Source organism: Dactylosporangium sp. NBC_01737 (assembly GCF_035963215.1).
Lineage (GTDB): Bacteria > Actinomycetota > Actinomycetes > Mycobacteriales > Micromonosporaceae > Dactylosporangium.
In genome coordinates this window covers 6362694-6379703 of sequence record NZ_CP109153.1, presented here as the reverse complement: position 1 = coordinate 6379703, position 17010 = coordinate 6362694, and the positions used below count along the sequence as shown (strand labels likewise).

General features: G+C 72.4%; 17 protein-coding genes. 10 read left to right on the top strand and 7 right to left on the bottom strand.

Features of this window, described 5'->3' with window-relative positions; translation table 11 throughout:
• The first annotated feature begins 242 nt into the window (after positions 1 to 242).
• The 3 genes from OHA72_RS28780 (at position 243) to OHA72_RS28770 (ending at position 3296) form a co-directional block, all read left to right on the top strand.
• Complete coding sequence (locus OHA72_RS28780) at positions 243 to 962, top strand: hypothetical protein (protein WP_327010910.1); 720 nt, start codon at positions 243 to 245, stop codon at positions 960 to 962.
• A gap of 95 nt (positions 963 to 1057) precedes the next feature.
• Complete coding sequence (locus OHA72_RS28775) at positions 1058 to 1483, top strand: MarR family winged helix-turn-helix transcriptional regulator (protein ID WP_327010909.1); 426 nt, start codon at positions 1058 to 1060, stop codon at positions 1481 to 1483.
• 85 nt (positions 1484 to 1568) lie between these two features.
• On the top strand, positions 1569 to 3296 hold the full coding sequence (locus OHA72_RS28770) for an MFS transporter (RefSeq protein WP_327010908.1): 1728 nt from the start codon (positions 1569 to 1571) through the stop codon (positions 3294 to 3296).
• An 84-nt stretch (positions 3297 to 3380) separates the two neighbouring features.
• Here OHA72_RS28770 and OHA72_RS28765 read toward each other — a convergent pair whose 3' ends face one another.
• The 3 genes from OHA72_RS28765 to OHA72_RS28755 form a co-directional block, all read right to left on the bottom strand.
• Positions 3381 to 4556, bottom strand: coding sequence for an RNA polymerase sigma factor (locus tag OHA72_RS28765; RefSeq protein WP_327011686.1), 1176 nt, complete (start codon positions 4554 to 4556; stop codon positions 3381 to 3383).
• A gap of 65 nt (positions 4557 to 4621) precedes the next feature.
• The gene (locus tag OHA72_RS28760) at positions 4622 to 4954 is read right to left on the bottom strand and encodes a YciI family protein (protein WP_327010907.1); all 333 of its coding nucleotides are present in this window, start codon (positions 4952 to 4954) and stop codon (positions 4622 to 4624) included.
• A gap of 29 nt (positions 4955 to 4983) precedes the next feature.
• Positions 4984 to 6264 (bottom strand): APC family permease, encoded by a 1281-nt coding sequence (locus tag OHA72_RS28755; RefSeq protein ID WP_327010906.1) that lies wholly within the window; start codon positions 6262 to 6264, stop codon positions 4984 to 4986.
• 62 nt (positions 6265 to 6326) lie between these two features.
• Here OHA72_RS28755 and OHA72_RS28750 point away from each other — a divergent pair, with 62 nt between their 5' ends.
• Positions 6327 to 7283 (top strand): GlxA family transcriptional regulator, encoded by a 957-nt coding sequence (locus OHA72_RS28750; protein WP_327010905.1) that lies wholly within the window; start codon positions 6327 to 6329, stop codon positions 7281 to 7283.
• Positions 7284 to 7383: 100 nt separating this feature from the next.
• Here OHA72_RS28750 and OHA72_RS28745 read toward each other — a convergent pair whose 3' ends face one another.
• The 3 genes from OHA72_RS28745 to OHA72_RS28735 form a co-directional block, all read right to left on the bottom strand.
• Positions 7384 to 7575 (bottom strand): SH3 domain-containing protein, encoded by a 192-nt coding sequence (locus OHA72_RS28745; protein WP_327010904.1) that lies wholly within the window; start codon positions 7573 to 7575, stop codon positions 7384 to 7386.
• Positions 7576 to 7675: 100 nt separating this feature from the next.
• Positions 7676 to 7816, bottom strand: coding sequence for a hypothetical protein (locus OHA72_RS28740; protein ID WP_327010903.1), 141 nt, complete (start codon positions 7814 to 7816; stop codon positions 7676 to 7678).
• Between the two features lie 895 nt (positions 7817 to 8711).
• Entirely contained in the window at positions 8712 to 9056 is a 345-nt protein-coding gene (locus tag OHA72_RS28735; protein ID WP_327010902.1) for a nuclear transport factor 2 family protein, read from the bottom strand.
• Between the two features lie 136 nt (positions 9057 to 9192).
• On the opposite strand from OHA72_RS28735, the gene OHA72_RS28730 reads away from it, so the two are divergent.
• The 6 genes from OHA72_RS28730 (at position 9193) to OHA72_RS28705 (ending at position 16011) form a co-directional block, all read left to right on the top strand.
• Positions 9193 to 10407: an ROK family transcriptional regulator gene (locus tag OHA72_RS28730; protein ID WP_327010901.1), complete on the top strand. Its 1215-nt coding sequence runs from the start codon at positions 9193 to 9195 to the stop codon at positions 10405 to 10407.
• 360 nt (positions 10408 to 10767) lie between these two features.
• Positions 10768 to 11838, top strand: a complete 1071-nt coding sequence (locus tag OHA72_RS28725; protein ID WP_327010900.1) for a sugar ABC transporter substrate-binding protein — start codon at positions 10768 to 10770, stop codon at positions 11836 to 11838.
• Complete coding sequence (locus OHA72_RS28720) at positions 11835 to 13274, top strand: sugar ABC transporter ATP-binding protein (RefSeq protein WP_327010899.1); 1440 nt, start codon at positions 11835 to 11837, stop codon at positions 13272 to 13274. Before OHA72_RS28725 ends, OHA72_RS28720 begins: the two co-directional genes overlap by 4 nt.
• Positions 13267 to 14208: an ABC transporter permease gene (locus OHA72_RS28715; RefSeq protein ID WP_327010898.1), complete on the top strand. Its 942-nt coding sequence runs from the start codon at positions 13267 to 13269 to the stop codon at positions 14206 to 14208. The genes OHA72_RS28720 and OHA72_RS28715 overlap by 8 nt, the downstream gene beginning before the upstream one ends.
• Complete coding sequence (locus tag OHA72_RS28710; RefSeq protein ID WP_327010897.1) at positions 14205 to 15164, top strand: ABC transporter permease; 960 nt, start codon at positions 14205 to 14207, stop codon at positions 15162 to 15164. Before OHA72_RS28715 ends, OHA72_RS28710 begins: the two co-directional genes overlap by 4 nt.
• Positions 15157 to 16011: an SMP-30/gluconolactonase/LRE family protein gene (locus tag OHA72_RS28705; RefSeq protein ID WP_327010896.1), complete on the top strand. Its 855-nt coding sequence runs from the start codon at positions 15157 to 15159 to the stop codon at positions 16009 to 16011. Before OHA72_RS28710 ends, OHA72_RS28705 begins: the two co-directional genes overlap by 8 nt.
• Positions 16012 to 16092: 81 nt before the next feature.
• Here the strand turns inward: OHA72_RS28705 and OHA72_RS28700 are convergent, their stop codons facing one another.
• Positions 16093 to 16926 carry an RNA polymerase sigma factor SigF gene (locus OHA72_RS28700; protein WP_442788749.1) on the bottom strand — a complete coding sequence of 278 codons (834 nt, stop codon included), beginning with the start codon at positions 16924 to 16926 and terminating at the stop codon, positions 16093 to 16095.
• Positions 16927 to 17010 lie beyond the last annotated feature (84 nt).

Sequence of the window (17010 nt, the reverse complement as noted above, 5' to 3'; positions counted from 1 at the left end):
CGTGCGAGCGCAGCGAGCATTGGGGGTGTGGGGTGAGAATCCCCCACTGCTCTTCCGGCCGAAGGCCGCAGCGGAAGAAACAGCCCGCAGCGGAAGAAACAGCCGCAGCGGAAGAAACAGCTCAACAAGTCTGACCGAAATACGGAATTTCTTCGAACTGTCCACCTTTGCGCAGGTCAGCGTGTTTGGCTCTGCGCGGAGGTTGCCACGGCAACGGAGCCGTGGCGGACAGGGGGATCACCATGTTGCAGCGCACAAGGTTTCTGCCGGCCATCGGGGCCGCCGCATTGCTCGCCACGCTCGTCGCAGCGCCGCCGGCGTCCGCCGCCGGCGCGAACGGCGCCGGCGGCCCGGGCGGCACGGGCAACGCGGGCATGGCCGGGATGCACAAGGCCAAACCCGGCCCGGCGCCGGTCTGCAAGGAGCTGACCGCGAACGGTGGCTTCGAGCTGCCGAAGATCGGCAACGCCGGCTGGAAGCTGTTCGACGAGGACGACGTCCCGGCGTGGGGCACCGACGACCCGGAGGGCCAGATCGAGCTCTGGAACGGCGGCATGGGCGTGCCGGCCCGCTTCGGCAAGCAGTTCGCCGAGCTCAACGCCACCGGCTCCGGCAACTCGATCTATCAGGACATCAAGACGAAGCCCAACACGAAGATCTACTGGTCGTTCTGGATCCGTGCCCGGGACACCTCCGACGGCAAGGACGTCGACGCGACCCAGATCCACTTCGGCAGGACGCCGAAGAACGGCGGCAGCGTCAACGGGGTCGGCTCGACGTTCGCGTACCTGAACTCGGCCAGCGACGTGTCGTGGAAGCGGCTGTACGGCTGGTACAAGACCGGCTCGAACCAGACCTCGACCCGGGTGACCCTGACCGCGGTGGACAGCGCCTCGACCGACGAGGGCTACGGCAACCTGGTCGACGGCCTGACCATCGTCGAGAACCAGAACTGCATCTAGGGCCATGCGCGGTGGCGTCGGCTGCGGCCGGCGCCACCGCTTGCTGTGACCTGATACATAACGTGCTTTTATAAGTGCGTGATACAAATGGGGCCATGCCCGCCTCGACGACCGCGCTGGATCCCGCGCGGCTTACGGCCGCTGTCGAGCGGCTGTTCAGCCTGCTCCGGCACGGAAACCCGCCCAACGACATCAGCCTGACCGCCGCCTCGACGCTGCGCCGGCTGGAGCGTGAGGGCCCGCGCCGGCTCACCGAGCTCGCCGCCGCCGAGGGCGTCACCCAGCCCGCGATGACCCAGCTGGCCCAGCGCCTCGAGCGCGACGGCCTGGCCGAGCGCACCACCGACGCCACCGACGGCCGGGTCGTGCTGGTCCGCGTCACCCAGGCGGGCCGCGACCTGCTCGCCCGCCGCCGCCTGGTCCGGGCGCAGCACCTCGCCGCGCTCCTTGACAGGCTGTCCGAGGACGACGAGGCGCTGATCGCGGCCGCGCTGCCGGCGCTGGAGAGGCTGGCACCGTGACCGGCCCGCAGCGGAGCGAGGAGGCGGTCACCATGGGCGCAGCCTTCAGGTCAGGCCGGCGCCGCAGCGCAGCGGAGGTGGCGGCGTGACCGGCACCCTTGAGCGGGGCGGCTTCCGGGGCGCCCTGTCCGGCGGCACCGACCACCCGCACTACAAGTGGGTGGCGCTGTCCAACACCACCCTCGGCATGCTGATCGCCACGATCAACTCCTCGATCGTGCTCATCTCCCTGCCCGCCATCTTCAACGGCATCCACCTCGACCCGCTCAGCCCCGGCAACGTCAGCTACCTGCTGTGGATGCTGATGGGCTACATGCTCGTCAGCGCCGTCCTGGTGGTGACCCTGGGCCGCCTCGGCGACATGTACGGCCGCGTCCGCATCTACAACGCGGGCTTCGCCCTGTTCACGGTCACCTCGGTGGCGCTGTCCCTCGACCCGTTCGACGGCGGCGGCGGCGCGATGTGGCTCATCGGCTGGCGGGTCCTGCAGGCCGTCGGCGGCGCCATGCTCATGGCCAACTCCGCCGCGATCCTCACCGACGCGTTCCCCGCCGCCCAGCGCGGCATGGCGCTCGGCGTCAACATCGTCGCCGGCATCGCCGGCTCGTTCATCGGCCTGGTCCTCGGCGGGCTGCTCGCCGAGTGGAACTGGCGCGCCATCTTCTGGGTCAACGTCCCCATCGGCATCATCGGCACCCTGTGGGCGTACCGGTCGCTGCACGACACCGGCCTGCGCCGCCCCGGCCGCATCGACTGGTGGGGCAACCTGACCTTCGCGGCCGGCCTGACGGCGCTGCTGGCCGGGATCACCTACGGGATCCAGCCCTACGGCGGGCACACCCAGGGCTGGACCAACCCGTGGGTCCTCGCCGGCCTCATCGGCGGCGTGCTCATGCTCGGCCTGTTCGCCTGGATCGAGACCCGCGTGACCGACCCGATGTTCCCCCTGGGCCTGTTCCGCATCCGCGCGTTCGCCTCGGGCAACATCGCCGGCCTGCTCGCCTCCGTCGCCCGTGGCGGCCTGCAGTTCATGCTCATCATCTGGCTGCAGGGCATCTGGCTGCCGCTGCACGGCTACCGGTACGAGGAGACCCCGCTGTGGGCCGGCATCTACCTGCTGCCGCTCACCGTCGGCTTCCTCGCCGCCGGCCCCGTCGCCGGGCACCTCTCCGACAAGTACGGCCCGCGCCTCTTCGCCGCCGGCGGCCTGCTCGTCATGGCCTTGTCCTTCGGCGGCCTGCTGATCCTGCCGACCGACTTCAGCTACTGGGCCTTCGCCGCGCTGGTCTTCCTCAACGGCCTCGGCGGCGGCCTGTTCGCGGCCCCGAACACGTCGCTGATCATGTCCAGCGTCCCCGCCCACCTGCGCGGCGCCGCGTCCGGCATGCGGGCCACGTTCCAGAACGCCGGCATGGTCCTGTCGATCGGCGTCTTCTTCTCCCTCATGGTCGCCGGGCTGTCCACCTCCCTGCCGGCCACCCTCGACGGCGGCCTCACCGCCCAGGGCGTCCCCGCCCCCGCCGCGCACACGATCGCCAACCTGCCGCCGGTCGGCACGCTCTTCGCGGCGTTCCTCGGCTACAACCCGATCGCGGCGCTGCTCGGCCCGCACCTGCTCGGCCAGCTCCCGGCCGCGAACGCCGCCACCCTCACCGGCCGCGAGTTCTTCCCGCACCTGGTGTCCGGCCCCTTCCACGACGGCCTTGTCATCGTGTTCTGGATGGCGATCGGCATGTCGGTCGTCGGCGCACTCGCATCCCTCGTCAAGGGCGCCCGCCGCCCGGACGCCGCGGAGGAACCTGTCGCTGGGTGACGCCACGGGCTCAGCGACACCGACGGGCGGGCCGGTCCTCTTGTGGGAGGGGACCGGCCCGTTCGTGTCGCCCATGCCCCGACGTCAGGGCCGGCCCAGCTCGTGCAGGCGGGATTCGAGGAAGCTGCGTTCGACGGCGTTGTCGCACAGGGCGATCGCCGTCCGGTACGCCACTTCGGCCTCCGTGTCGCGGTCCAGGCGGCGCAGCAGGTCGGCGCGGGCGGCCGGCAGGTAGTGGTAGGCGGCCAGGCGGGGGTCCTCGGCGAGGGCGTCCAGCAGCGGCAGCGCCGCCGCGGGGCCGTCGGACATCGCGACGACGACCGCGCGGTTCAGCGCGACGACCGGTGACGGCCAGGCGAGCAGGAGCAGGTCGTACAGGCCGCGCAGCTGCCGCCAGTCGGTGTCGGCGTAGGTGGGTGCCTCGGTGTGGACGGCGGCGATCGCGGACTGCAGGGCGAAGCGGCCCGGGCGGCCGCCGCGCAGGCAGCCGCGCACCAGGCGCAGGCCCTCGGCGATCTGGGTGGCGTCCCAGCGGGTGCGGTCCTGCTCCTCGAGCAGGAGCAGCCGGCCGTCGGCGCCGACGCGGGTGGCGCGGCGGGCGTCGTGCAGCAGCATGAGGGCGAGCAGGCCCTGGGCCTCGCGCTCGTCGGGCATGAGCTCGCACAGGATCCGCGCCAGGTCGATCGCCCGTTCGACGAGGTCGGGGCGCAGCAGGTCGGGGCCGGTCGGGGCGGCGTGACCGGTGGTGAAGACCAGGTGCACGACGGTGAGCACCGCGTCGAGCCGGTCCGGGAGGTCCTCCAGGGGCGGCACCCGGTACGGGATGGCCGCCGCCGCGATCTTCTTCTTCGCCCGGGTGACCCGGGCCGCCATCGTCGGCTCGCTGACCAGGAATGCGTGCGCGATCTCGGCGGTGGTCAGGCCGCAGACCAGCCGCAGCGTGATGGCCAGCTGCGCCTCCCGCGCCAGGGCCGGGTGGCAGCAGGTGAAGACCAGCCGGAGCCGGTCGTCGGGGATCTCGTCGGGCTCCTCGGGCTCCTCGGCGTCGGGCACGACGAGCAGCGGCAGCTTCGAACGCAGCGTCGCGGCCCGTTTGTGGGCGTTGAGCGCGCGGCGCTGGGCGGCGACCGTCAGCCACGCGCCGGGGTTGGCCGGCACGCCCTGTCGCAGCCATGCGTCCATGGCGGCGACGTACGCGTCCTGCACGCACTCCTCGGCGAGGTCGAGGTCGCGCGCGACGCGCACCGTCGCGGCGAGCACCCTGGCCCACTCGCGACGGTGCGCGTCGGCGACCGCCTCACGGACGGCGGCAGGCTCCAAGGCGACTACTCGAACACCATCACGGGGCGGACCTCGACGCCGCCGAACCGGGCCGGGCAGAGCTTGCCGATCGCGAGGGCCTCGTCGAGGTCCTTGGCCTCGATGAGGTAGTAGCCGCCGAGGACCTCCTTCGTCTCCACGAACGGGCCGTCGGTGACGACGTCGCCGCGGATCGTGGTGGCGGTCTGGGTGGGCTGCAGGGCGTTGCCGCCGAGCAGCTTCTCGCCGACCTGCTCCGAGAAGCGGTTGTGCGCGTCCATCACCTCTTGGAACACGGACTGGTCCGCGCTCTCGTAGTCGGCCTCGTTCTCGTAGATCAGGATCAGGTACTGGGCCATCGTGGGCTCCTTCAAGGGCAGACGTCCTCTTACACTCCTACGTCAATCGGGACGTCTGCCGGATCGACAGGCCGGGCGAACTTTTTTCCCACGAATTTCTGGTAGGCCAGTGCGCAGCCCGCGACGGCGGCGGTGCCCAGCACGTACCAGCCGCTGAGCACCAGCAGCCCGAGCGACGCGGCGAAGGAGACCGCGGCGCACCACCAGACCGGCGTGCGGCGCGACAGCAGGCGCAGCGCGGCGGCGGTGCCCAGGACGTACACGAGGACGAACGCACCGCTGGTGAGCAGCACGAGCGGGCGGGTGCCGGTGCCGGTGAGCGTGGCGAGCAGCAGCGACACCCCGCCCAGCCCCGCGACGACGGCGAGGCTGCGCCGGGGCACCTCACCGGCGCCGCTGCCCCGCCCGAACCACGCGGGCAGCGCCGCGTCGCGGCCGAGGGCGGCGCCGAGCTTGGCCGCGCCGGCGTAGTAGGCGTTCATCGTGCCGAGCGTGAGCAGGACCGCGGCACCGGCGGTGAGGACCTTGACCTGCCCACCGACGCCGCGGGCGAGCAGTTCGGCCAGGGGCGCGTCGCCCGGCGCCGGGCCGAGCACAAGGATGCTGGCCGCGGCGATGCCGAAGTACAGCACCCCGACGACGACCAGCGCGATCGCCGTGGCGCGGGGCAGGTCCCGCTCGGGCCGGCGGAAGTCGGCGGCGAGCGACGTGACCGCCTCCCACCCGGCGAACCCCCACACCAGCAGCGCCGCCGCCGACCCGACCGCCCACCAGCCGTGCGGCGCGAACGGTCGCAGGTGGTGCGCATCGGCGTGCGGCAGCGCGGTCACGGTGGCCGTCAGCAGCAGCGTGACCAGCAGCAGCGCCAGCCCGAGCTGCAGCCGGCCGGACACCCGCACGCCCCCGAGGTTGCCGGCCGTCACCGCGAGCATCAGCCCGGCGGCGGTCAGCAGCTCCGTGCGGGTGCCGCCGCCGAGCGCGGCCGCCACGTACGCCCCGGCGAACAGCGCCGCCGCGGGCGCGCCGACCGGCACCGCCAGGTAGAAGCACCAGCCGACGACCGCGGCGGCCCGCTCCCCGAAGGCCTTGCGCGCGTACGTGGCGACGCCGCCCGAGTCGGGGAACCTGGCGCCGAGCGCCGCGAACGTCGCGGCCAGGGGCACCGACAGCGCGATCAGGGCACCCCAGGCCACGAGCGACGCGGGCCCGGCGGTCTGCGCGGCGAGGGCCGGCAGCGCGATGACCCCGGTGCCGAGGACCGCACCGATCGAGAGGGCCGCCCCTTGCGGCACGTTCAACATGCCGTTCATTCGACACGGTCCCGCCGCCACGGGCGAGTGGCAGGAATGCCATGTTGGGTAAGATTCGAGCCATGAGCCCGCGTCACATCGTCGGCGTCGCCGCCACCGAGGACATGCCGGTCTTCGAGCTCGCCGTGCCGTGCGAGGTGTTCGGCATCGACCGCAGCGACCTCGCCGACCCCTGGTACGAGCTGCGCTTCGCCGCCGTCACCCCCGGCGTGCTGCCCTCCCGCTCCGGCATGACGATCACCGCGCCCCACCCCCTGGACGCGCTACTGGACGCCGACACGCTGATCGTGCCCGCGTTCGCCCGCGCCACCCAGGTGGCACCGCCGGCCGCGCTGGTCGACGTGGTGCGCGAGGCGTACGAGCGGGGCCGCCGGATCGTGGCGATCTGCACCGGCGCGTACGTGCTCGCCGCCGCGGGCCTGCTCGACGGGCGCCGCGCCACCACCCACTGGATGAACGCCTTCGACTTCACCCAGCGCTTCCCGGCGGTGACCTTCGACCCCGACGTGCTCTACACCTGCGACGGCACCATCTTCACCTCGGCCGGCACCGGCGCCGCGATCGACCTGTGCCTGCACCTGGTCCGCCTCGACCACGGCGCCGCCGTCGCCAACGAGGTCGCCCGCCGCATGGTCGTGCCGCCGCACCGCGACGGCGGCCAGTCCCAGTTCGCCCATCCGCCGCAGCGCCCCCGCACCCCGGACACGCTCGGCGTCGCCCTCGACTGGGCCAGGACCCGCCTCGACCAGCCGCTCACGGTCGCCGACCTGGCCCGGCAGGCCAGGCTGAGCCCGCGCACGTTCGCCCGCCGCTTCCGCGAGTCGGTCGGCACCAGCCCGTTGCAGTGGCTGCTCGGTCAGCGGGTACGGCTGGCGCAGGAACTGCTGGAGACCACCGACGACTCGATCGAACGCATCGCGCACCGGACCGGGCTCGGCACCCCGGCCAACCTGCGCGCCCACTTCGCCCGGCAGACCAGCGTCACGCCCACCACCTACCGGCAGGTCTTCCACCGCTGACCCCGCCCGCGTGCGGCGGCGGCGCACCGCGGCACGCCCGGCGGAGCACGGCGGCGTGGCCGCTGGGGCGCGGCGCCCGCCGCGCCCCGGCCGGCACGGTTCAGCAGGGGATCAGCTCGCCCCGCCGCGCGCGGACGCGCGTGCCGTCCATCAGCGTGATCTCGACGCGGCCGTTGACGTCGGTGTCGCCGAACGCGTAGATCTCCTTGCCGTCGTGCGGGGCCAGCTCGGCGTGGTGCACGCCGTTCCGGTCCGGTCGCAGGACCCACTTCAATTCCGGCGATTTACCCATTTCGCCCACCCCCTCGTCCGAGGCTAACGGGTGGGGAGCCGCCCCGATGCGGACCCTGCGGGCGGGGCACCCGTGTGAGTGAGATGCGGCCGTTCGGCCGTCACCGCACCGGCGCGGGCCCCCTCGCGCTCAGCAGCAGCACGTGGTGCGGCAGCCAGCCGACGCACCGGGCGTTCGGCGGCAGGCCCATGCCCTGCCCGCCACCGGTCCACCGCTCGGCATCGCCCCACGGGGTCGCCACTTGGCATCGCCCCGCCGGGGTCGCCGCTTGGCATCGCGCCCCCGACCGCCGCTCGGCATCGCCCCGCCACCGGGCCACCGCTCGGCATCGCCCCGCCGGGGTCGCTAGTTGGCATCGCCCGACGGGGGCGTCGCCGGGGTCGCTACGTGGCATCGCGCCGCCCGGGCGCCGCTCGGGGTGCGCCGCCCGGCCCATCACGGCTCCCACCACAGCCGCGTCCGCAGCGAAGCCGCGTTCGCCGGGACCAGCCCGCCCCCGAAGCCAACTCCGGCCCCGCCAGACGCCACCGCCTCAACCGCAACGGCGACCGCACCTTCAACGCCGCCCTGCCCCGCGCCGTTGATCACGGCGCGGCCGCGAGGTGGCGGGGAGGCGGCCCGCGCACGGGAGGTTTCCTGCCGGTGGCCGCGGTTCGGCGCCCGGCGAACGATCTTGCGAACGTGATCAAAGGACAGCAGTGGCCACCCCGACGACCACAGGCATCCTTCGATCAAGCGGCGAAGTGAAGATCGCCGCCTGGAGCGTGGCACTCCCCGGTCCAGTCACCGATAGCCCCGACTTCTCCGCGATGCGGAGACGCCACCCCGCCGGACATAACCTCTCACAGATCGAAGTCGCCCCACGGCCGCGCGGACGACCACCACGCGGCGTCGATCACGGCGCGGCGGCGAGGTGGTGGGGCGCGCACGGAAGCTTTCTTGCCGGCGGCCACGGTTCGGCGCCGACGGGCAATCTTGCAAACGTGATCAAAGGACAGCAGTGGTCACCCCGGCGACCACAGGCGTCCTTCGATCAGGCGGCGAAGTGAAGATCGCCGCCTGGAGCGCGGTACTCCCCGATCCAGTCACCGATTGACACAACCCCTCACAGATCGAAGTCGCCCGCGGGCGAGCGCTCAGCGCAGGCCGCCGGGCCAGGCGAGGTATTCGCGGAAGCCGGTCACGAGACCGTCGCGGGTCTCGAAGACCAGGCACAGGCGCTGGGTGAAGGGCTCGCCGGCCATGGCGCCGGTGACCCGGACCTCGAAGGCGGTGCCGGACTCCCCCGTCAGGGTCGCGTGGACCACCAGGTCGGCGCGGACGGTGGCGGTCAGCCAGTCGAAGAAGCGGACCGCGTCGGCGGCGCCGTGGCGTACCCCGGCGAAACCGTCCACCGGGACGTGGAATGTGACGGCGGGGTCGAGCATGGCGATGAGCCGGGTCCAGTCGCCGGTGGCCGCGCCCATGATCCAGTGATTCATGGCGGTCATTGCCGGGTGCAGTTCCATCATCACTCCAGCGCGTCTATTTTGACTGAAACAGTCAGAACTGTGGTCGGGGAAGCGCTCTACCGTTGTGTCTATTGACTGGACCATGAGGAATGCGAATACTCAAGTCATGTCGCCGCTCGACTCGGGATCCGCACAACGCAGCGCGAACCGCAGCCGTGTGATCCACGCGCTGCGGCAGCACGGTGCGATGAGCCGGGCCGCCCTCGCCGAGATCGGGTTGTCGCGCTCGACGGTCGCCAGCGTCGTCGGGGAGCTGATCGAGGCCGGCGCGGTCGCCGAGATCGGCGGCGACGGACCGCGGCCCGCCGGCAACGGTGCCGCCCGCAACGGTGCGGCGAAGGCGGGCCGGCCGCCGACGCTGATCGGGCTCAAGGGCGGGCTCGGCGCCGCCATCGGTGTCGAGATCGGCAACGGCATCGTGCGGATCGCGGTCTGTGACGTGGCGCAGGAGCTGCTGCGGCACGAGGCGGTCCAGGTCGACGAGCAGACCTCACCCGAGGACACCCTCCTGCTGGTCGACCGGCTGATCGACGGGCTGCTGGAGCAGACCGGGTTCCGCCGGGACGAGGTGATCGGGGTCGGCGTCGCCATGCCGGGGCCGATCCAGCGGCGGACCGGGCTGACCGGCCGCGCGTGCACCCTCAAACCGTGGGTGGGCCTGGACCCGAGGCTGCTCGCCGAGCACGTCCTGGGGTTGCCGGTGCACGCCGGCAACGACGCCAACCTCGCCGCCCTGGCCGAGATGACCTGGGGCGCCGCGCGGGGGCTGCGGGACTACGCCTACATCTACACCGCCACCGGCATCGGCGCGGGCTTCGTCATGGACGGACGCCTCTACGTCGGCGCCAACGGCACGGCCGGCGAGATCGGCCACACCACCATCAACGAGGACGGCCTGGTGTGCGCGTGCGGCGGCCGGGGATGCCTGAACACCCTGGCCAACCCGGACGCCATCACCGATCAGCTGTGGCAGAGCCATGGGCGCCGGCCGTCGATCGGCGAGGTGATCGCCCTCGCGCACGAGGGTGACGCCGGGTGCCGCCGCGTCCTCGCCGACGCGGGCCGGCACATCGGGGTCGCCATGGCCAACATGTACAACCTGCTCGACCCCGAGCTGATCGTGCTCGGGGGCAGTCTCGCGCCGGCCGGTGACATCCTCATCGAGCCGCTGCGCCAGTCGATGATGCGCCGCGCGATCCACGCCGGGGAGGCCGTCCCCGATGTCGTCGCCGGTGAGATCGGTATCGACGTGGTCGTCGTCGTGGGTGCGGCCGCCGCCGTGCTCCGTGACGCCACCAGGTTTCCGCTCCCAGTCCGCTGACACCCGCCGCCGGCTTCCCGGCGGCTGACACCCCACCGCCGCCGTTCCAGGCGGCCGCCGACCCGCCGGCCGGCCTTCCCAACCCGTCGTCCGGCCGGCGCACACCCGAGAAGAGCGCAGCGCCGATACGGCGCAACGCTGAGACAAGCGCGCCCGAAACAAGAATCGCGGCGCTGAGACAAACGCGCCCGGAAGAAGAAAAACAGCGCTGATACGGGCGCGCCCGAACAAGAGGAAACGGCCAGAGCGAAACGGCTCTGGCCGCCCTGCCGCACGCCAATGCAGCACAAACAACCGGCAGCGGATTGCCGTCCGCCGCCGATCGTCGAAGGTGGAGCAACCATGATTCTACCGCGTTCCGTGACAGCACTTCTGGCCCTCGCGCTCCTGGTGCCGACGGCAGCTGCGTGCAGCACCGAGGCCGACAGCCCCAAGGAGGGCAAGGGAAAGCTGAAGATCGCCCTGTCCAACTCGTTCATCGGCAACGGGTGGCGGGTCGAGATGGAGAACGTGTTCAAGGCGGCGTGCGCGATGCCGCCGTACAAGGACCAGGTCGACTGCAGCGTGTTCAACGCCGGCAACGACGTCGCCACCCAGAGCCGCCAGATCTCCAACCTGATCGCCCAGGGCGTCGACGGCATCGTCATCAACGCCGCGTCGACCAGCGGCCTGAACGGCGTCGTCCAGCAGGCCTGCGACCGCAACATCGTGGTCGTGTCGTTCGACAACACCGTCGACAACAAATGCGTGCTGACCGTCAACACCGACCAGATCAAGTTCGGCGAGCAGCTCGCGCAGTTCATCGTCGACCAGCTCAAGGGCCAGGGCAACGTCGTCATGGTCACCGGCGTGGCCGGCACCGGCGCCGACAACGACCGCAACGCCGGCGCGAAGAAGGTGTTCGACGCCAACCCGGGCATCAAGGTCGTCGCCACGTACAGCGGGATGTGGGACTCCGCGACCGCGCAGCGGCAGACCGCGGCGCAGCTGCCGAGCCTGTCGAAGGTCGACGGGGTGTGGGTGTCCGGTGGCACCGACGGCGTGATCAAGGCGTTCCTGGAGGCGAACCGGCCGGTCCCGGTCGTCGGCGGCGAGGCGGAGAACGGCTTCCGCAAGTACCTCGCCGGGGTGCTGACCCCGAAGGTGAACGGCATGTCGATCGGGCAGCCGCCGTTCCTGTCGGTGATCTCCCTGGAGCTGACCCGGGCCGTGATCAAGGGTGAGCACCCGAAGAGCAGCGTCACGATCCCGTTCCCGATGGTCACCTCGGAGACCGTGAAGGTCGGCGAGACCGTGTTCCCGGACCTGCCGGACAGCTTCTTCGCCGACTTCACCGACTCGGGGCCGAACGCGACCGTCGTGCTGTGCCAGGAGGCCGCGACCGACGGCACGCCGTGCCCGGGCAAGACGCTCGCGGTGAAGCTCGGATGATGGACACGCACGCCGTGCACGCCGAAGGAGTCGACCGCTCCTTCGGCGGGGTGCGGGCTCTGCGGGGCGCGTCGTTCGCGGCGCGTCCCAGCGAGATCCACGCCCTGGCCGGCGAGAACGGCGCCGGCAAGAGCACGATGATCAAGGTCCTGTGCGGCCTCATCAGGCCCGACCGTGGCAGCGTCCGCGTCAGCGGGCGGCTGGCGACCGCGTTCCAGGAGCTGTCGCTGCTGCCGGACCTCACGATCGCGGAGAACCTGCTGCTGCACGACCCGCCCAGGGGGAGGCTCGGCCTGGTCGTGCGGCGCCGGTTGGTACCCGTGGCGCAGGAGGTCCTGCACGAGCACGGCATCGACGACCTCGACCCGCGCACCGTGACCCGGGACCTGTCGGTGGCGCACCGGCAGGTCGTGGAACTGGTGCGGGTCCTCGCCACCCGGCCGGAGGTGCTGATCCTGGACGAGCCGACCGCGGCGCTGCAGGAGCAGCAGGTGGCGTGGCTGGCCGCGCACATGCGGCGGCTGCGGGCCGAGGGATGCTGCGTGGTGTTCACCTCGCACCGGTGGCGCGAGATCGAGACCCTCGCCGACCGGGTGACTGTGTTCCGCAACGGCACCCACGTCACCACCCGGGAACGGCTCACCGAGTCCGAGGCGGTGACCCTGATGAGCGGCCGGACCCTGGAGGCCACCTATCCGCCGCTCACCCCGCCGCGGACCGACGTCGCCCTCGAAGGGCAGGTCGGCGGGGTCGGGATCCGGCTGCACCGCGGCGAGATCCTGGGCATCGGCGGGCTGGCCGGGCAGGGGCAGCGCGAGCTGTTCCTGGCCCTGTTCGGCGCCGGGCAGAAGGCGGCGACCGTCACCGTCGGCGGCGTGACCCGCGTGATCCGCCGGCCGAAGGACGCGATCCGGGCCGGGATCGGCATCGCCTACGTCCCGGAGGACCGCAAGGCCGAAGGGCTGCTGCTGCCGATGTCGGTGCGGGACAACCTGGCCCTGGCGACCCTGGAGCGGCGGTCCGTCGCCGGGTTCGTCCGGCGGGCCGCCGAGCACCGGGCGGTGCGCGACATCGTGGACCGGCTCGCGGTGCGCACCGCGAGCATCGGGCACCCCGTCGCCACCCTGTCCGGCGGCAACCAGCAGAAGGTGCTGATGGGTCGCTGGCTGCTCAGCGGCGCGGAGGTGCTGCTGCTGTTCGACGTGACCAGGGGCGTGGACGCCGCCACGAAACACGACTTCTACGCCCTGGTCGCCGACCTCGCCGCGCAGGGGCGGGCGGTCCTGCTGTACTCCAGCGAGACCGAGGAGATCGCGCACCTGTGCCACCGCGTCCTCGTCATGCGCGAGGGCCGGGTCGCGGCGGAGCTGCCGGGGCCCGTCGGCGACGCCGAGCTGATCGTCGCGGCCGCGATGCGGGAGCACCAGCATGTCTGAGTTCAGGGCCGCCACCCTCGGCTACGCGGTGCTCGCGGCGACCGCCCTGGCATATCTCGTCGTGTACACCACGAGCCTCGGGCACCTGCCGACGCCGTTCGACTACCTGTCGCTGCTCAACACCTCGCTGCCACTGGTGTTCGTGGCGATCGGGCAGAGCCTGGTCGTGCTCACCGGCGGCATCGACCTGTCCGTCGGCGGGATGGTCGGCCTCGGCGTCGCGATCGTCGCCGCCGGGTCGACCGGCGGCGCGGCCGTCACCGCCGGCTGGATGCTGGCCGCCGTCGGCGCCGGGGCCGCCTGCGGCGCCGTCAACGGGCTCATCGTCGCCAAGGGCCGCATCGCGCCGATCCTCACCACCCTCGCCACCCTGTCCGTCTACAGTGGACTGGCGTTGAAGGTGCTGCCGGTACCGGGCGGGGAGATCTCCCCCGCGGTGCGCTCGGTGCTCACCGACCCGGACGTGCCCACGGCGCTGATCTGGCTCGGGGCCGCGGTCGCCGGCTGGCTGGTGCTGCGCCGCACCCGGTTCGGCATGCGCGTCTACGCCGTCGGCAGCGACGAGACCGCGGCCCGCGCCGTGGGCGTGCCGACAGTGTGGGTGAAGGTCGGCGTGTACGCCCTGTCCGGCCTGTGCAGCGGGCTCGCGGCGGTGTTCTACGTGTCGACGACGACGTCCGGGGACCCCAACGCCGGCGACTCGTTCATCCTCACGTCGATCGCCGCGGTCGTCGTCGGCGGCATCGCGTTCGCCGGCGGGCGCGGCTCCGCCCTGGGCGCGGTCGCCGGGGCGTTCGCGCTGACCCTGGTCATCGACGTGCTGTTCTTCGCCGGCATCGACCCGCTGTACCAGTCGCTGTTCCAGGGCCTGTTCCTGGTCGTCGCGGTCCTGCTGGGCAGCCTGAGCAGCCTGGTGCGCTGGAGGCGGACATGAGACAGACGATCCTGGCCGGGCCGCACCGGCGGGTGTACTACGCGTTCGCCGCCGCGGCCACCGTCCTCGTCGCCGGCGCCGTCATCCATCCCGGGTTCGGGTCGTGGACGAGCCTGCGCACGATGCTGGTCCTGGCCAGCTTCATCGGGTTCGTCGGCGCCGGGCAGATGCTCGTCGTCCTCGTCGGCGGCATCGACCTGTCGATGCCGTGGGTGCTCAACGGCGCCGCGATCGTGCTCACCACCAGCAGCCTCGGGCAGGCCGACCGGCTGCCCCTGGCGGTCGTGCTCGCGCTCGGCACCGGCGCCGCCGTCGGCCTGGCCAACGGGCTCGGCGTCGCCTGGCTGGGCGTGCCCGCCGTCGTCATGACCCTCGGGATGAACGGTGTCCTGCAAGGCTTGTCCCTCGGCCTGTCCAAGGGGCTCACCTGCGGCTCATGCGCGTCGTACGCCCCCGAACCACTGCGCCGGCTCGTCGTCGGGCGATTGTGGGGGGTACCAGCGGAATTACTGCTGTGGGCGGGGGTAGCGTTGTTCGTGACGGTGCTGCTGACGCTGACGACGTTCGGCCGCCGGGTCTACGCGGTGGGCAACAACCCGCGCGCCGCGTTCCTGGCCGGGGTCGGCGTGCGCGGGGTCACGATCGCGTTGTACGTGCTCAGCGGCGTGTTCGCGGCACTGGCCGGAATCACCCTGGTCGCCTACGGCGGGCAGCCGTCGCTGGGGCTGGGCGACCCGTACCTGTTCGAGTCGATCGCGGCGGTCGTCGTCGGTGGCGTGTCCATCCTCGGCGGCCGCGGCCACTACGTCGGGGTCGTCGCCGGCTCCGTCACCCTGGTCGCGATCGTGACCCTCCTGCAGGCCGAACGCGTGCCGGAGTACGGTCGCAACGTCATCTACGGCCTGGTGATCCTCGCCATCCTCTTCACCTACGGCAGGGAGCGCGCCGATGCTTGAGACGTTGCATGACTTCGCCTGCGAGCTGGGCGAGGGCACCCTGTGGGACGACGTCAAGGGCCGCCTGCACTGGGTCGACATCGACCAGGACCTGCTGTTCACGCTGGACTGGGCGACCCGTGAGGTCGCGACGCTGCACCTGCCGGCCACGGCCGGCAGCGTCGGGCTGCGGGAGGGCGGCGGCCTGGTCGCGGCGCTGCGGCACGCCGTCGCGTTCATCGACGCCGACACGGGCCTGGTCGAGGTCGTCGCGGAGGTCGAGACGGAGCTTCCCGGCAACCGGTGCAACGACGGCGCCGTCGACCCCGCCGGGCGGTTCTGGTTCGGCACGATGGACGTCGCGGAGACCGGCGCGACCGGCGCGTTCTACCGTTTCGACGAGCACCTGAGCGTCACGAAGGCGTTCGGCGGCGTCATCGTGTCCAACGGACCGGCGTGGAGCCCCGACGGGCGCACGATGTACCACGTCGACTCGGCCCGCAGCAGTATCACCGCCTACGAGTTCGACCCGGCGACGGGAGCCGTCGGCGGCGGGCGGCCGTTCGCCTCCGACGAGGACGAGGCGTGGTTCCCCGACGGGGTGACCGTCGACGCGGACGGCTACGTGTGGAACTGCAAGTGGGACGGAGGGCGGATCGTGCGCTACTCCCCCGACGGCCTGGTCGACCGGGTCGTCGAGGTGCCGGTGCCCCGCCCGACCCGGTGCGCGTTCGTGGGGCCGGACCTGAGCCTGCTCGCGGTGACCAGCGCCCGCCGGGGCCGGGGTGCGGAGGCGCCGCGCTCGGGGCACCTGCTGCTGCTCGACCCGGACGCCCGGGGACTGCCCGCGCCACGTTTCCGGGGTTGAGACGGACGGCCGGCCGGCCTGGAAGACTGGCCGGCCGGCCCGGACACCCGGGCCGGCCGGCCGTGCAGCGGTCAGTCCCTGTCAGTCCCTGGTCAGCGACGCGCGCAGCGTCTTCAGGGCGCCGGCCAGGAGCCGGGACACGTGCATCTGGGAGATGCCGAGCTGCGCGGCGATCTGCGACTGGGTCAGGTTGCCGTGGAACCGCATCGCGATGATCTTCTGCTCGCGCTCGGGCAGCTTGGCCAGGATCGGGCGCAGCGCCTCACGGTTCTCCACGTTGGCCATGTCGGGGTCCTCGCCGCCGAGCAGGTCACCGAGGCCGGTGGCGCCGCCGTCGCCGGCCTCGCCGACGGGCGCGTCCAGCGAGAGTGCCCGGTACGCCTGGCCGCAGTCGAGGCCCTCGATGACCTCCTCCTCGCTGACGCCGAGGCGGGCGGCGAGGTCGGCGACGGTCGGGGAGCGGCCCAGGTCCTGGGCGAGGTCACCGGAGATCTTGGAGATCTCGAGGCGGAGTTCCTGCAGGCGGCGGGGCACGCGCACGTCCCAGCCCTTGTCGCGGAAGTGCCGCTTGAGCTCCCCGACGATCATCGGGATGGCGTAGCTGGTGAACGCGGCGCCGCGGGACGGGTCGAACCCGTCGACGGACTTGATCAGGCCGAGGTTGGCGACCTGGACGAGGTCGTCGAACTGCTCGCCGCGGTTGCGGAAGCGCCGGGCGAGATACTCGGCCAGGGGGATGTACAGCTCGATGAGCCGGGCCCGGACGCGGTCGCGGTCGGCGCCGGCGGGCAGGTCGCCGAGCAGGGACAGCAGCGCCTTGGCCTGCGCGTCGGTCTCCCGGGTGCGGTGCGTCCCGGCGGCCGGACCGGCGGGGGCGCTGTGCGCCTCGGGCGCCGGCGCGGCGGTGACGCTGATGCTGTCGGTGGTCCCGATGAGGGTGGCGTCGGTGTACAGGTCAGTGCTCACGGCAGGGTCAGCCTTTCGGTGCATGACCGGTCC

Excerpts from the sequence above, each read along its gene's own strand:
- OHA72_RS28755 (WP_327010906.1), bottom strand. The coding sequence starts at position 6,264 with ATGAACGGCATGTTGAACGTGCCGCAAGGGGCGGCCCTCTCGATCGGT.
- OHA72_RS28735 (WP_327010902.1), bottom strand. The coding sequence starts at position 9,056 with ATGAATCACTGGATCATGGGCGCGGCCACCGGCGACTGGACCCGGCTC.
- OHA72_RS28710 (WP_327010897.1), top strand. The coding sequence starts at position 14,205 with ATGAGACAGACGATCCTGGCCGGGCCGCACCGGCGGGTGTACTACGCG.
- OHA72_RS28780 (WP_327010910.1), top strand. The coding sequence starts at position 243 with ATGTTGCAGCGCACAAGGTTTCTGCCGGCCATCGGGGCCGCCGCATTG.
- OHA72_RS28720 (WP_327010899.1), top strand. The coding sequence starts at position 11,835 with ATGATGGACACGCACGCCGTGCACGCCGAAGGAGTCGACCGCTCCTTC.
- OHA72_RS28760 (WP_327010907.1), bottom strand. The coding sequence starts at position 4,954 with ATGGCCCAGTACCTGATCCTGATCTACGAGAACGAGGCCGACTACGAG.
- OHA72_RS28775 (WP_327010909.1), top strand. The coding sequence starts at position 1,058 with ATGCCCGCCTCGACGACCGCGCTGGATCCCGCGCGGCTTACGGCCGCT.
- OHA72_RS28730 (WP_327010901.1), top strand. The coding sequence starts at position 9,193 with ATGTCGCCGCTCGACTCGGGATCCGCACAACGCAGCGCGAACCGCAGC.
- OHA72_RS28750 (WP_327010905.1), top strand. The coding sequence starts at position 6,327 with ATGAGCCCGCGTCACATCGTCGGCGTCGCCGCCACCGAGGACATGCCG.
- OHA72_RS28745 (WP_327010904.1), bottom strand. The coding sequence starts at position 7,575 with ATGGGTAAATCGCCGGAATTGAAGTGGGTCCTGCGACCGGACCGGAAC.
- OHA72_RS28715 (WP_327010898.1), top strand. The coding sequence starts at position 13,267 with ATGTCTGAGTTCAGGGCCGCCACCCTCGGCTACGCGGTGCTCGCGGCG.
- OHA72_RS28705 (WP_327010896.1), top strand. The coding sequence starts at position 15,157 with ATGCTTGAGACGTTGCATGACTTCGCCTGCGAGCTGGGCGAGGGCACC.